This window comes from Pedobacter sp. (genome assembly GCF_035317785.1).
Lineage (GTDB): Bacteria > Bacteroidota > Bacteroidia > Sphingobacteriales > Sphingobacteriaceae > Pedobacter.
This window is the reverse complement of record NZ_DATHGC010000203.1, coordinates 1-15,852: the sequence shown is the minus strand read 5'-3', so window position 1 is coordinate 15,852 and position 15,852 is coordinate 1. Positions and strand designations below refer to the sequence as shown.

The window sequence follows — 15,852 nt, the reverse complement described above, 5'->3', positions numbered from 1 at the left end:
TGAGGAGAAAAAGCTGTACGAAAGCAAGAAGAACTTTTATGAACTGAGCCTTTCCAATGTAGGCGGCCTGGTCATGCCGGTCATCATTGAGTGGACCTTCAAAGATGGCAGCAAAGAGACTGACAGGATTCCGGCTTATATCTGGAGGATGGATGAGCACAAGGTCACCAAGGTTTTTGCCAAGGAAAAGGAAGTAGTTTCTGTACAGCTTGACCCCTACCGGGAAACGGCGGATATCGATGAAAACAACAATGCCTGGCCCAGAAAGCTTGCGCCTTCCAGGTTTGAGCTTTTCAAGCAGAAAGAAGTGATCCGGGGCTCTTCGACCGGGGTAAATCCAATGCAGGAGTCAAGAAAGAAAAACTAAAACAGCTTAGTTTGCCCTTTGTCGTCAATATCCAGGTCATCCGGATTGGTGATCTCCAGTTTAATGTCATCTGCTTTTTTCGGGCTTGACCATGTTTTTTTCGGCTGTTCCGCTGGTTTTGGGGCAGGAGGAGCCTCAGCTACCGGTGTTTCCTCCTCTTCATCAAGAGCTGCGGATGCTTCAGGCAATGGCTTTTCCTCATCGTCTGCATCCTTATTCAGTGCCGGATCGATCAGTTCTTCATCAACAATATCTGTCAGATCTTCTTCAGTCTCCGGTTCTTCTGCGACCGCAGTGACTTTACTGCGTTCAGCGACCTCCGGTTCTTCGTTATTGGTGATGCTGATATTTTTAACTTCATGCTGGGTCAGCCTGTTGCCATTGGCCTTGATCCCCTTTACATCGATAAATTCTGTCAGCACCACTTCCAGAGTTTCGGGGATCTGGGTCTTACCTTTGAGCACATCAACGGTTAGTACCGCGGCCGGGTTGCTGGTCAGGTAAAGAAATTTAGAGCCACTCTCCTCACTGATCAGGCTTACCTTTTTACCCACAGATATGGGCTCGAAGACAAACCTTTTGATAAAGTAGTTCTTTGCCTTACCCTCATACTGAACCACGGTGAAAGGTTTTTCGGGATCAAATTTCTGGATCAGGATCAGATCTGCATCAAAGTGATTGCTCAGCTCAAAGGTACTCAGTTCGTACCAGCCATCTTTGTGTACCTGCAGGATCTTATCTTCCCCGTCAAATTCCCCGAGGTACTTGCCCCTGCCATCTACATTCAGCCTGCGCAGCAGCTCATCATACCAGATCTTCAGCCCAGATAACGTAGAAACGCCCTTGCTCTTCAGCAGGATCTTTTTGACAGGATACTTGGAAACAATATTGCCCTGTGAACCGCGGCCTTTTATAGCGATCTCTGCATAGTCCACATCAAACTGCAATTTCTTGAGCTTGGTATGCGGTTTAAGCTGTACGGTGATGATCTCTGCCTCACCGTTAGGATTAGCAGTAAAATAGAGTACTCTGGAACCCTTACTTCCTTTGGTCAGGTCATACTCCTTGTCACGTGTTACTCCTACCACAGCAAAGCGCTTGATGTAAGACACACCGCTGGAACCATCTTTATAGATCATGTTGTAAACGGTACGCTCATCGCCTTTCTTAAATACCTGGGCATGCAGGATACCTTTGCCTACAAAAGTTTTGTCAGCCACCTTGGTGATGGTGCACTTGCCGTCTTCACGAAACACAATGATTTCATCAATATCAGAACAGTCGGCGACAAACTCGTCTTTACGCAGACCGGTACCGATGAAACCGTCCTCGCGGTTCATGTACAACTTCACATTGGCCAGTGCCACTTTAGAAGCCTCTACCCGGTCAAACAACCTGATCTCCGTTTTACGCTCACGTCCTTTACCATATTTGTCCCTGAGCCTCTGGAACCAGGCGATCGCATAGTCGGTGAGGTGACGCAAATGGTTTTTAACCACTTTGATGTCGTCATTTAAGCTCTTCATCTGTTCATCCGCTTTTTTAACGTCAAAGCGGGTGATGCTGCTCATCGGCTTATCGATCAGCTTTTTGAAGTCTTCCGGAAGGATCTCCCGGTACAGGCTTGGCTTGAACGGATCAAACAAGCGGTTCAGCACCTCGACCACCCTGTCAAAATTATTGGAGTTTTCGTAGTCCGCATTTTTGTACATGCCTTCCTGGATGAAGATTTTCAGCAGCGAGCTGAAAAAGATCCGTTCCTGGAGTTCATGGAGTTTGATCTCCAGTTCCTGTTTGAGCAGGGCTTTTGTGTGCTGGGTATTTTGCGTCAGGATGTCATTGACACTCAAAAACTGGGGTTTATCATCCTTAATGACACAGGTATTGGGTGATATGGAAACTTCACACGAGGTGAAGGCATACAATGCGTCTATGGTCACATCCGGAGAAATACCCGGGGCAAGGTGGATAACGATCTCTACATGGGCCGCGGTATTGTCCTCGATCTTCTTAATCTTGATCTTCCCTTTGTCATTCGCAGAAAGCACACTGTCGATCACAGATCCCGTGGTCGTGCTGTAAGGAATCTCGGTAATGACCAGTGTCTCTTTATCTTTTTCGGTGATCTTGGCGCGGACCCTGATCTTTCCGCCCCGCATCCCTTCATTGTAAGCAGAAAAATCGGCCATACCGCCTGTAAAGAAATCGGGCAGGATGTTTGGCTTGTTGCCCCTTAGTATTTCCATAGAAGCATCAATCAGTTCCAGGAAATTGTGCGGCATCACCTTGGTGGCCAGCCCTACAGCAATACCTTCAGCACCCTGTGCCAGCAGCAAGGGAAACTTAACAGGAAGCGTAATGGGTTCATTGTTACGACCGTCATAGCTCAGCTGCCAGTCGGTCGTATCCGGATTAAAGACCACTTCATTGGCAAACTTTGACAAACGTGCCTCGATATAACGCGGGGCAGCAGCGCTGTCTCCGGTAACCGGATCGCCCCAGTTTCCCTGGCAATCGATCAGCAAGTCTTTTTGCCCGATCTGCACCATTGCATCACCAATGGATGCATCGCCATGCGGGTGATACTTCATGGTATTTCCGATCACATTGGCCGCTTTATTGAACCTTCCGTCATCCATTTCCTTCAGCGAATGCATAATGCGTCGCTGAACCGGCTTCAGGCCGTCGTTGATGTGCGGGACTGCACGATCTAGAATTACGTAGGATGCGTAATCGAGGAACCAGTTCTCGTAAAGCCCGTTAATAGGGATTACGGTATGCGTATTTTCTTCGTTTACGTTATTTTCTATTTCGTCACTCATCAAAAAAAGGGGTTTGGATTCTGTAAATATAAGGGATGAAAGCAAATTTAGGAACAGAAGTTTTTAACAGTTCTTTAAGAAATTGAAGGGATTTTAAACAATTCATTTGCACGGATTGTAGATATATGGAATAAACATATTTTCTGACCCGGATGGCATGGTTTTAGTTGTTAAAATTATATCATAAATCTCTCAAACTATTTCACTTGAATAAATATATACGCAAAAGTCTTAAAATTCTGCTTTGGATAATTGCCAGTGTAGTCCTTCTGGTGGTTTTAGTTGCGTTATCGTTGAATATCCCCTTTGTACAAAATTTCGTAAAAGACGAGGTCATCAGCTATCTGAAGAAAAAAACAAAAACAGAGGTGCGTCTGGAAAGCATTAAAATTGCCCTTCCCAAGGACATTGTACTGAACAAATTTTACATCGAAGACCAAAAGAAGGACACTTTGCTGTATGCGGAAAAGCTGTCGGTCGATATCAGTCTTTTTAAGCTGCTGGACAATAAGGTAGAGATCAACAACATTACACTGAAAAAGATAAGGGCCAATGTAACCCGCATTGATCCGGATACCTCATTTAACTTTTCTTTCCTGGTGGATGCTTTTATGTCTGAGCAGAAAAAACCGGAAGAGGAAGTAGAAAAGGACTCCACCTCTACCATGAAGTTTGCTATAGACAAGGTAAATTTTGAAGACATCGGGATCGCCTACCGGGACGATGTAGCCGGTAATGACCTGAAGCTGCACCTTGGTGAATTTAAAGCAAAGCTCAGGGAGTTTGATCTCGATAAGCAGCATTATGTGATCAAAACATTGGCACTGAGCAATACCTCGGTGAAATACCTGCAGCAAAAGCCCCTGACCCAGCTGGCGAAACACCTGGAAAAAAGTATAGACACCGCAAAAACGGAATCCGGCAAGTTGCCGCTGATCGAAGTACAGGATTTTGCATTCCGCAACATCAGGATTGCTTTTGACGACCGGATCTCGGGCATGAACGCAGATATAAATTTAAACCAACTCGCCCTCAAGCAGCTGTTTGTGGACCTGACCAATAGCAATTATAAGGTGGAAGCCTCCACGATAAACAACACAAAGATCAATTTCAATTCGACGGCCAACAAGGCCAATGTTGCTTTGACGGAATTGTCGATGAATAAATTGGCTGCCGATGTGCTCCATGGCAAGTATTCACTCGGCGATGCCAAACTCAGCAGGTCAAACATTTTGTTTGCCATGAAAGCGCTCCCGAAATCAACGGAAACTGCTAAAAGGGACACTGTTGTTAAATCTGACCCGCTTTCCCTCGAGGTAGGCCGTGTGACCCTCGCTGAAAACAACGTACAGTTTGACAACCTTGGCACTAAGACGGCTAAAGGTATGGATTTTAACCACCTTCGGTTTGCTGACCTGAACCTGCTCGCAGAGGCGATATCCTACAGCGATGCAGGAATAAAAGTGAACGTAAAAGAGGGAACATTTAAAGAGAAGAGCGGTTTCCAGCTTAACCAGCTGCAAGGTGATGTCGCTTATACCCAGAAAGAGATCAGGGTCAAAAACTTTAAGGTCAAAACCCCTAATACTTCTATTGAAAATAACACACAGCTCAACTACACCTCAATGGACGACCTGACCAAACATCCGGAACGGGTGAAGTTGTCCATGACGGTGAACAATACGGTGATCGGACTGAAAGATGCGGCCTACTTCAGTGATGCCATACCTCCAAACTACCGGAACGAAAAAATAAGGGTCAGCGCCAGTGCAAGGGGTTATCTGAACAATCTGGTGGTGCCCAAACTGCAGGTCAGCGGGCTAAAAAGTACGCAGATTGACATCAGCGGAACGGCCAAAGGCCTGCCGGATATCAATAAAACGGTGCTCGACCTGAAGATCAGGAAGTTTGCACTGACCAAAAAAGATCTGCTGGTCATCATTCCTAAAAAATCATTGCCGGCAAGTATAGAACTGCCAAACCGGATCGCCACCAACGGAATCTTCAAAGGTTCGATGACCAACTTTACCACGGGCTTTAATATCAGCACCGATATGGGCGCCGCCAAACTCGTAGCCAAAATGAGCGGGCCTAAAGGCAGAGAGCGCTATAGCGCTAATGTAAACCTGAACAATTTCAATGTGGGGCAATTGCTGAAGCAGCAGGCCACCATAGGCAGGATCACGGCCAGAGCAACTGTAAATGGAACCGGACTGGACGCTAAAAAAGCCGCGGCAAAATTCAATGCACAGATCGTCAGCGCACAATACAACAAGTATACCTATAAACTACTCAATGTAAGTGGTGATTACGCAAATGAAAAGCTGAATCTAAAAAGCAATATGGCCGACAGCAATGCCAATTTTAAATTGAGTGCTGCTGTAGACATTTCCGGTAAATATCCTGCCGTAAAAGCGGACATGAACCTGGTACAGGTCGACCTGCAGAAGCTCAATTTCAGCACAACCGAATTCAGGCTTGCCGGACTGGTTACTGCCGATATCAAAACAGCTGACCCCGACTTTCTTAACGGTGATGTCAGTATCCGCGGATTGCAACTGGTCAAAGAAGGCCAGAAGTTTAATATGGACACCATTGATGTGCATTCTGAAGCTTCTGCCGACCATAATCTGCTTACGCTCAACTCCGAAATCCTCAATGTAAAAGTAGATGGCAAGTACCAGCTGACCAACCTGGGCAGCGCACTCATCAACCAGATCAATAAGTATTATGAATTTGGCGAGGTCACTAAAATTCCTGATCAGCGCTTCCGGTTTTATGTGAATCTGCACAATCCTAAATTCCTTAAAAACTTTGTCCCGGAGATCAGCACCTTCTCCCCTTCTACCATGAGCGGACTGATTGACACCAAAAAAGACAGCCTGCAGATGAGCGCCTGGTTCCCGAGGGTGGTATACGGAGATTATAAAGTGGACAGCACACGCCTGGATGTGAACAACAAAAACCAGCAGCTGGACTACAAATTACAGATCAGAAGTTTCCAAAGTTCATCTATAGCACTATACAATACCGAACTGAGCGGGCAGGCCGCAAATAACCTCCTGGGTGTGAACGTATTTTTGAGGGACAGTAAACGTAAAGACAGGTATGTGCTGGGCGGCACGTTTAAGTCGATCAATAAGGACTATCAGTTTTCGCTGGATCCCAACAAACTGCTGCTCGATTATGAGAAATGGGCCATCTCCCCTGAAAATTACCTGCAATTTGGTAAATCAGGCATACTGGCCAACCAGTTTAACCTGAGCAAAGGCAACCAGCTGCTGAGCATCAACAGCACGGACAAAACGCCGAATTCTCCTGTAAAAGTGCAGTTTAAAGATTTCCGGATAGAGACCCTGACCAAATTTGCAGAGCAGGACAGTGCTTTGGTGGGCGGGATCATCAACGGCACGGTTGACGCAAAAGAGCTCATGGATACGCCGAAGTTTGAGGCCAACCTGACCATCGATCAGCTCCGCTATCAAAAAGACCAGCTGGGCACGCTTCGTGTGGCGGTCAATAACAATACCGCAAATGCCTACGAAATAAATGTGGCTTTGGCCGGAGTGCACGAATTGAGGGTGAACGGATTTTATTATACCAATACAGAAAATGCGCTCGACCTGACGGTCAACATTGACAAGCTGGACCTGAAGGAACTCGAAAGCCTGTCCATGGGCCAGATCAAAAAAGGTTCGGGCGCCATCACCGGACAAATGACTGTAAAAGGTGCAATAGCTTCGCCCAAAGTCATTGGGGACCTGAGGTTCAAGCAGGTGGCATTTACCGCTGCTTATGTCAATTCCTACCTGAGGATGCCTGACGAAACCATCAGCTTTACCGAGCAGGGCGTGAATTTTGATAATTTTACCATACTCGATTCTCTTGGCAGAAAAGCGATCATAGACGGCGGCATACAGACCACTGACTACCAGAACTTTAAGTTCAACATGGACATCAGGACCAACAATTTCCGTGCGCTAAACTCCACCGCCCAGGACAATGACATGATCTATGGTACCGTCTATCTGACCAGCAACATTAAGGTAAGAGGAGATTTGAACCAGCCCGATGTAGACATGAACATCACCGTGGAAAAGGGGACTAAATTCTTTTTTGCTTTACCGGTGGACGATCCTTCGGTGATAGACCAGGAAGGAATCGTACAGTTTATCGATGCCGATGCTGCACCTTATAACGGGCAGAAAGCACTGAACGGGGACAGCATCACTAAGTCGCCCATACAGGGAATGACCCTGAGCGCTACGCTTAACATAGACCCGGAAGCTGAACTGAACATCGTGGTTGATCCTTCAAATGGTGATGCGCTGAAAGTACGGGGACAAGCCAACCTGGTGGCCACGATGGATCCGAGTAAAACCAGTCTGACAGGAAGATATGAGATCACTGATGGCTCATATAACCTTTCCGTAGGCCCACTTGGTAAAAAAGAATTTAAACTGGTCAAAGGAAGCAATATCGTCTGGACCGGCGACCCGATGTCCGCCAATGTAGACCTTACTGCACTTTACGAGGTAAATGCTGCACCGATAGACCTGCTGAATGAGGCCGAAAATATGCAGGCGAAAACAAAATTACCAATCCAGGTCTACCTGATGATGAAGGAGGAACTGATGAAACCAAAAATATCGTTCAGGCTGGACCTGCCGGAAAATGAAAGGGGCGCACTTGAAGGACGTGTGTATACTAAGTTATTGCAGGTAAACAGGGATGAAAGTGAACTGAACAAACAGGTATTTGCGTTGCTGGCTTTAAACAGGTTCATCGCTGACAATCCATTTCAAAGCCTGGCTGGCGGCGGCGGTGGCGTATCTACACTTGCCCGCTCCAGTGTAAGCAAATTGTTGACGGAGCAGCTGAATAATCTCGCTTCTGATTTGATACAGGGAGTGGACATCAACTTCGGCGTCAACTCGTCTGAAGATTACTCTACCGGATCTTTGGAACAAAAAACGGATCTTGAAGTAGGCTTATCTAAAAAACTGCTGAACGACCGGCTGACCGTAACCGTCGGCAGTTCCTTTGGCCTGGAAGGCCCGGCCAATCAGAACCAGAAATCGACAAATATAGCCGGAAACGTGAATGTGGAATATGCCCTTTCGGCAGACGGCCGGTACAGGCTGAGGGCGTACAGACGCAACCAGAATGAGGGCGTGATAGAGGGGCAGATCATTGAAACGGGTCTTGGTTTTGCCCTCGTGGTAGACTACAATAAATTCAGGGAGATCTTCCAGAAAAAAGAAACCCGGGAACAGAGAAGAGAAAGAAGGCTGAAGAATGAGGCACGCGAGCAGGAAAACAGGAATAAAGAAGCATTAGAACAAAAACCTACCAATGAGACAACTAATTAGACCTCTTATATTGATTTGTTTATGTGCGGTGCTGGCTGCCTGCAGCAATACCCGCTATTTAAAACCGGGACAAAACCTGTATACGGGTGCTGAAGTAAAGATCAACCCAGACTCGACCGGAAAAATTGATGACCAGAAAGCGGTAAAGGGCACACTCGAAGAAAAGACCAGGCCACGTCCTAATAAATCGATCCTCGGATTGAAATTTAAGCTTTGGGTTTATAACATAGCGGGTGAGCCGAAAAAACCCAAAGGTATAAAGCATTGGCTACGCACCAAAGTCGGTGAGCCACCCGTGTTGCTCAGTGATGTCAAGCTGAAATACAACAATGATGTACTCACCAGTTACCTCATTAGTCAGGGTTATCTGCAATCGGAAGTCACGGGCGACACGGTCGTGAAGAACCGAAGGGCAAAGGCGATTTATACTGCGCTGACCGGGCCACGATACAAGATCAACAGCATCACTTTCCCCAAAGACAGCGGCAATCTGGCCAATATCGTCAACCAAAACAAAGACAAGACGCTCTTGAAAGTCGGGGATTTTTACGATCTGGAAACCTATAAGAATGAGCGGATCAGGATTGACAATGACCTGAAGGAAAACGGCTATTTTTATTTTAGCCCGGATTATCTCATCCTGCAGGTAGACAGTACCATCGGCAAAAGCCTGGTAAATATCACCGTAAAAGTAAAAGATATCGCGCCGGATGCAGGGCTGAAACCTTATACCATCAATAACATTAACATCTACCCTACTTATAGTCTGCGCCGGGACTCTGCACTGAGAAGCCTCCAACCGGTGAAGTTCAATGATTTTAATATTTATGACAACAGGAACACCTTCAAACCATGGGTGTTCAACCGCCTTGTGTTCTTTAAGAAAGATGAATTATACAACAGAAAAGATCACAACCAATCATTAAACCGGATGGTCAACATCGGGGTCTTTCAGGGTGTAAAGGCTGAATTTCTCCCGCTGGATAGTTTTAAAAACAACCAGCTTGACCTAAACATTTACCTGACCCCGCTAAAAAAGAACTCTTTGTCATTCTCCGTCACAGGGACCAGCAAGTCCAACAACTTTGTGGGTTCTGAAGTAAAGCTGACACAGACCACCAGGAATTTGTTCAGGGGTGCCGAGCAATTGGATGTGAGTGTGAGCGGTGGCTTTGAAACACAGGTCAGCGGGCAGTCCAAAGGCCTCAACTCCTATTCCTTTACGACGGAGGGCAAACTGACATTTCCCCGCTTCATTATTCCGTTTTTCAGGTTCAACAGTACCAATGCGTTTATACCAAAAACGATCGTGTCTGCTTCTTATCAATTGCTGAGCAGGGGCTCCCTGTACAGCTTGAACTCCATCAAAGGTGAATACGGTTATAATTTCAAAGAAAGCAAGTACAAGGAGCACACCTTTAATCCGATCTCTATCAACTATGTCCAGCCATCAAAATTTACTGACATTAAACAGCGTGATAGTTTATATAGGATTGGTCTCAGAGGCGCCCTTGAAAAACAATTCATCATAGGAAGCAACTACAACTTCACCTACACCAATCAAATGGAGGAAGAGCGAAGGAACAACCTCTATTTTAACGGAAGCCTGGAAACAGGCGGCAATGTATGGGGCCTTTTTGTAGGTAAAGACGCAGATGGGAATAAATCTTTCTTAAAAACACCGCTGACTCAGTTTGTGAGACTGGAGACAGATTTGCGGAACTACTACAAACTGACCCGCAATGTAGTATGGGCAAACAGGCTTAACCTGGGCTATGGCTACGCTTATGGCAACAGCAACACACTGCCTTTTGTACGCCAGTTCTTTGCCGGGGGAAGCAACGACATCCGTGCATTCCGTGCACGCGCCTTAGGACCAGGTACCTACAAGATGTCTGATACCGAATTCGCCGATCAGGGAGGTGATATCAAGGCGATGCTGAATACAGAGCTCAGGTTTAAAATTGTAAGTGTCCTGCATGGCGCCCTATTTGCAGATGCAGGTAACATCTGGCTCAGAAAAGAAGATAAAGGCACCCCAGCGACAGACGATGCGCCTGCGACCCTCGGCAAGCCGGGCTCAGGGTTCAAATTCAAAAACGCGCTGAACGAACTTGCCGTTGGTACAGGAGCCGGCCTCCGTGTCGATGCTACCATTTTTGTAATCAGATTAGATGTTGCCTTCCCGATCCGGAAACCTTATTTGGAACCAGGAAAACGCTGGGTCATAGACCAGGTTGATTTTGGCAGCAGTACCTGGCGCAAAGAGAATTTAATTTATAATATTGGCATAGGATATCCTTTTTAATATTGGTCATGACATTTTTAAAGAAAGCCACTCATTTTGTAAAAGCAACTGCCCACTTATTCATTGCGGCGGGCAAAGGGTTTATGGAAGACCGCGTAATGAAGCTCAGCGCCGCTCTCGCCTATTATACTATATTTTCTTTAACGCCGCTGATCATTATCGTGATCTCTGCAGCAACCTTGTTCCTGGGTGACAACATGGACCCCAATACCAAATTGTTTGGCGAAATCAGCGAAATGGTAGGTGCTGATGCCGCCAATCAGCTCAGGAGCTTTGTAAACAATGCAAACCTGTCAGGCAAAAGCACCATCGGACTGATCATCGGGATCGTAACCCTGATCGTAGGTGCTACGGCCATTTTCATCGAGATCCAGGACAGCATCAACCTGATCTGGAAAGTAAAGGCAGTTCCAAAAAAAGGCTGGAAAAAACTGATCACAAATAGACTCCTTTCTTTTTCTATGATCGCTTCACTCGGCTTTCTGCTGCTGGTTTCACTGGTAATCAATAGTATAGTAGTAGGTATTGGAGGCAGACTGGAAGGCTATGCTACTAAAATAGGCATTGAAAAGGTCTCAGAACTACTGATGCTCATTGTGACCAATGCCCTGACCCTGGCGGTTGTGACCAGTATTTTCGCCATCATATTTAAGGTATTGCCGGATGTAAACCTGAAATGGAAGCCTGCGCTGGTGGGCGCATTATTTACCGCATTGCTGTTTAGTCTGGGTAAATACGCCATTGGCATCTATATAGAAAAAGGCAATCCGGGCTCAGCATTCGGGGCCGCGAGCTCCATCATTGTCATCCTCTTATGGATCTACTATACAGCGATTATCCTGTATTTTGGAGCAGAATTTACACAAGCTTATGCGGAGCGGTATGCAAAGGGAATCACGCCAAGCAAATATGCCGTACATACCAAGATCGTAGTGGTGGAGCAAAAAGTAACCGTACTGCCTCCTCAGCACCCGGAAGATACCAAAGTGGATAAACCAACCGAAACTTAAGCCGATTCCGCCAGATCCTCATCCGCGTCTACTACATCATGTACCACCGCGGTTGTTGCGGCATCCTCATCTGCAGAGATCAATGCTTCTACGGTATCTTTTTCTACTCTCAGGTTCCTGATGATGTGCTGCTGCCTGTCGGGCGTGTTCTTACCCATATAGTACTCCAGCAAGCTTTTGATGGTCTGGTCTTTCAGGATCACAGGATCAAGCCTGATGTCCTTACCGATAAACAGTCCGAATTCATCAGGTGAGATCTCTCCCAATCCTTTAAACCTGGTGATCTCCGGTTTATTGCCAAGTTTCTCTATCGCTTTTTTACGCTCATCATCGCTATAGCAATAGATCGTTTCTTTTTTATTGCGTACACGGAACAAAGGCGTTTGCAGAATATAAACATGTCCCGCCCTGACCAGGTCAGGAAAGAACTGTAGGAAGAAAGTCATCATCAGCAGTCTGATGTGCATCCCGTCCACATCGGCATCGGTAGCGATCACAATGTTGTTGTAATGCAGGCCATCCAATCCGTCCTCAATATTCAGCGCATGCTGCAGCAGGTTGAACTCCTCATTTTCGTAAACCACTTTCTTGGTCAGTTCATAACAGTTCAAAGGCTTGCCTTTCAAACTAAAGACTGCCTGGCAATCCACATCTCTTGATTTGGTGATGGAACCGGAAGCCGAATCTCCCTCAGTAATGAATAGCGTCGTTTCATAGCGCTTATCATGATTGGTATTGAAATGTACCTTGCAGTCCCTCAGTTTCTTGTTGTGCAAAGAAGCTTTTTTTGCCCGGTCGTTGGCCAGCTTCTTAATACCGGCAATGTCCTTGCGCTCCCGCTCAGACTGCATGATCCTTTTCAGCAGTGCATCCGCAACATCAGCATGCCTATGCAGGTAATCATCCAGTTCTTTTTTAACAAAATCATTGATGAAAGTACGTACAGAAGGTCCTTCGGGGCCCATATTCTGAGAACCCAGCTTTGTCTTGGTCTGCGACTCAAAAACAGGTTCCTGCACCCGTACCGAAACAGCCGCTATAATGGACGACCTCACATCGGAGGCGTCAAATTCTTTCTTATAATATTCTCTTATGGTCTTTACCACCGCCTCGCGGAATGCTGCCTGGTGTGTACCGCCCTGTGTGGTGTGCTGACCGTTCACAAAAGAGTGGTAATCTTCACCATATTGCTGTCCGTGGGTCATCGCGATCTCGATGTCATTGCCTTTGAGGTGAATCACCGGGTACCGGATGTTCTCCACATCGGCGACCTTGTGCAGCAGGTCATACAATCCGCGCTCAGATAAAAATTTCTGCCCGTTGTAATTCACTGTCAAACCTGTATTCAGGAACACATAGTTCCAGATCATACTTTCTACAAAGTCAGATATGTAATGGTAGTTTCTGAAAATGGTCTCATCAGGGTAAAAAGTAATGGAAGTACCGTTGCGCTGTGTGGTTTCAATAACCTCATTGTCCAGCACGATCTCTCCTTTGGAAAACTCCACTTTCTTGGTTTTGCCGTCACGGTAAGACTGTACCACAAAATTGGCTGACAATGCATTCACTGCTTTTGTACCCACACCGTTCAGACCAACAGATTTCTGAAAAGCATTACTGTCATATTTACCGCCGGTATTGATCTTGGACACGCAGTCTATCACCTTACCCAAAGGAATTCCCCGGCCATAATCACGCACATTCACCTTATGCTCAGACACCGTAATCTCTATCGTGCGGCCGGAGCCCATAACAAACTCATCAATAGAGTTATCCATGATTTCCTTCAGCAGCACATAGATCCCGTCATCCTGCGCAGAACCATCGCCAAGTTTACCGATATACATACCGGGACGTAATCTGATGTGTTCCTTCCAGTCGAGTGAGCGGATGCTATCTTCGTTATAATTCGGTTCAGCCATGATGTAAATGAGTATAATACAAACATAACCGAATAATGCAGTTGAATCAACCACAAAGTTTCAACAAATACACATTCCGATTAAAAATTCTCTACTCTGAGTATTATATGTACCTTTGCAGCAGGGTGATATTCGTTCGCCTCATTTAATCACTAAAAGACAACACATTGTTATTTCAAGAACTAGATCTGATTGAGCCAATTTTAAAAGCGCTGCAAACAGAAGGTTATACACAACCTACCCCAATCCAGGAACAATCCATCCCATCTATATTACAAGGCAAAGACCTGCTCGGGTGTGCGCAAACCGGCACAGGTAAAACTGCTGCTTTTGCCATTCCTATGCTGCAGCTGCTGAGTAAGCCGCATGAAAATACCAAGGTACACAAGGCCATCAAGGCATTGATACTGACCCCAACCAGGGAACTGGCTATCCAGATCGAAGAAAGCTTCAAAGCTTATGGAAAAAACCTTCCGCTTCGTCATTTGGTCATATTTGGCGGCGTGGGACAAAAAGCACAAACGGATGCACTGCACAGAGGTGTTGACATTCTGGTAGCCACTCCGGGCCGTTTACTGGACCTGATGAACCAGGGCTTCATCAATCTCCGCGATGTAGAGATCTTTGTACTGGACGAGGCAGACCGCATGCTCGACATGGGCTTTATCCATGACGTCAAGAAAGTCATTGCCAAACTGCCTGCAATCAGACAGACGCTGTTCTTTTCGGCTACCATGCCAAAAGAAATCCAGACCCTGGCAGATACTATCTTAAAAAACCCTGTTAAAGTTGAAGTAACCCCGGTATCTTCTACTGCAGAAAAAATTCAGCAGCAGATCTTTTTTGTTTCTAAAAATGACAAGAAGGACCTCTTGCTGCACATCTTAAAAGACAGGACCATTGAGACTGCGCTTGTTTTTGCCCGTACCAAACATGGTTCTGACCGGATCGTAAAAGACCTGATCAAGGCGGGAATAAAAGCGGAGGCCATACATGGCAATAAATCGCAGAATGCCAGACAAAGGGCACTGACCAATTTCAAAGCAAAGACCACCCGTATTTTAGTAGCTACTGATATCGCTGCACGTGGTATTGATGTGGACGAGCTGATGCATGTCATCAATTACGAACTGCCAAACATCCCCGAGACCTATGTACACCGCATCGGACGTACCGGACGCGCAGGACTGAGCGGTACAGCGCTTTCCTTTTGCGATGGAGAAGAAAAAGAATTCCTTGATGATATTGAAAAGCTGATCGGACTTAAAGTTCCGGTAACAGAAGACCACCCTTACGCGATGAGCTGGCAAAGCCTGATGGCAGGTGCTGCCGAAGCTAAAGCGAAAGGCAAGACCAAACCTTCAAGGGGAGCACGTCCGCAGCGTACAGAAAAACAGCCCAACCTCAGCGGAGCAAAGAAAACTCCAGGCAGTGGCGGTGGTGGCAGAAAATGGCACAATAAGAGCAGGTCGAGACCGGCTAGTTCTTAAGGATCTTTACACTGAAATTGTACTTACCTGAGCCGATTTCGATTTTGACCTGCTTGCTGTCTACAGCAGTCAGACGGAAAATCTTTGATCCGCGGATATCTTTCCCGCCCTCAAGAATAACCGAATCGGCACTGGCAGGTAAATAAACTATAGCCTTGCTATTGGCAGGAATCTCGACTTCGAGCGCAAATTCAAGCCCTGTTTTCTTCCAGGAGGACAAGATGGTACCATAAGGAGACTCATAGGTGACCCTGGCATTGGTCAGGTCACCTACTATTTGGGGTCTGACCTCTATGGTCTGATAAGCTATAGCACCTTTAGCATTACGTATCCCTCCTATTCCGCTATATAGCCATTCCATGAGGTGGCCCAGCATAAAGTGGTTATTGGAAACAAAACCATAGGCCTGCCAGGATTCGGTCAGCGCGGTAGCACCATGCGCCAGCTGCCAGCCATAGCCCGGCACATCTGAGCGGCTGTTCATGTCATAGATCACATCTGACCTGCCCGCATCATCCAGCACACGCAGCACATAACGATAGCCAATATCGCCGGCTGTCA

7 protein-coding genes and 1 pseudogene are annotated in these 15,852 nt (G+C 46.4%); 5 read left to right on the top strand and 3 right to left on the bottom strand.

The window, feature by feature from the left end:
• A pseudogene (locus VK541_RS12255) lies at positions 1–367 on the top strand (M1 family peptidase); the annotation flags it as partial.
• Here VK541_RS12255 and VK541_RS12250 read toward each other — a convergent pair.
• Positions 364–3,189: a DNA gyrase/topoisomerase IV subunit A gene (locus VK541_RS12250; RefSeq protein WP_324370447.1), complete on the bottom strand. Its 2,826-nt coding sequence runs from the start codon at positions 3,187–3,189 to the stop codon at positions 364–366. The pseudogene VK541_RS12255 and the gene VK541_RS12250 sit on opposite strands and share 4 nt — an antisense overlap.
• Before the next feature lie 206 nt (positions 3,190–3,395).
• Between VK541_RS12250 and VK541_RS12245 the strand changes: the two genes are divergently transcribed.
• The 3 genes from VK541_RS12245 to VK541_RS12235 are packed head-to-tail and all read left to right on the top strand — an operon-like array spanning position 3,396 to position 11,879.
• Positions 3,396–8,561: a translocation/assembly module TamB domain-containing protein gene (locus tag VK541_RS12245; protein WP_324370445.1), complete on the top strand. Its 5,166-nt coding sequence runs from the start codon at positions 3,396–3,398 to the stop codon at positions 8,559–8,561.
• Complete coding sequence (locus tag VK541_RS12240) at positions 8,545–10,869, top strand: BamA/TamA family outer membrane protein (protein ID WP_324370443.1); 2,325 nt, start codon at positions 8,545–8,547, stop codon at positions 10,867–10,869. Before VK541_RS12245 ends, VK541_RS12240 begins: the two co-directional genes overlap by 17 nt.
• An 8-nt stretch (positions 10,870–10,877) precedes the next feature.
• Positions 10,878–11,879 carry a YihY/virulence factor BrkB family protein gene (locus VK541_RS12235; protein WP_324370441.1) on the top strand — a complete coding sequence of 334 codons (1,002 nt, stop codon included), beginning with the start codon at positions 10,878–10,880 and terminating at the stop codon, positions 11,877–11,879.
• Here VK541_RS12235 and VK541_RS12230 read toward each other — a convergent pair.
• Entirely contained in the window at positions 11,876–13,801 is a 1,926-nt protein-coding gene (locus VK541_RS12230) for a DNA topoisomerase IV subunit B (RefSeq protein ID WP_324370439.1), read from the bottom strand. The two genes, VK541_RS12235 and VK541_RS12230, sit on opposite strands and share 4 nt — an antisense overlap.
• Before the next feature lie 167 nt (positions 13,802–13,968).
• Between VK541_RS12230 and VK541_RS12225 the strand changes: the two genes are divergently transcribed.
• A complete protein-coding gene (locus VK541_RS12225; RefSeq protein ID WP_324370436.1) occupies positions 13,969–15,291 on the top strand; it encodes a DEAD/DEAH box helicase in 1,323 nt (440 codons plus the stop codon).
• On the opposite strand, the gene VK541_RS12220 is transcribed toward VK541_RS12225, so the two are convergent.
• The coding region (locus VK541_RS12220) for an alpha-L-rhamnosidase C-terminal domain-containing protein (RefSeq protein WP_324370432.1) at positions 15,281–15,852 on the bottom strand (572 nt) is incomplete at its 5' end. The two genes, VK541_RS12225 and VK541_RS12220, sit on opposite strands and share 11 nt — an antisense overlap.

Excerpts from the sequence above, each read along its gene's own strand:
- VK541_RS12250 (WP_324370447.1), bottom strand. The coding sequence starts at position 3,189 with ATGAGTGACGAAATAGAAAATAACGTAAACGAAGAAAATACGCATACC.
- VK541_RS12240 (WP_324370443.1), top strand. The coding sequence starts at position 8,545 with ATGAGACAACTAATTAGACCTCTTATATTGATTTGTTTATGTGCGGTG.
- VK541_RS12235 (WP_324370441.1), top strand. The coding sequence starts at position 10,878 with ATGACATTTTTAAAGAAAGCCACTCATTTTGTAAAAGCAACTGCCCAC.
- VK541_RS12230 (WP_324370439.1), bottom strand. The coding sequence starts at position 13,801 with ATGGCTGAACCGAATTATAACGAAGATAGCATCCGCTCACTCGACTGG.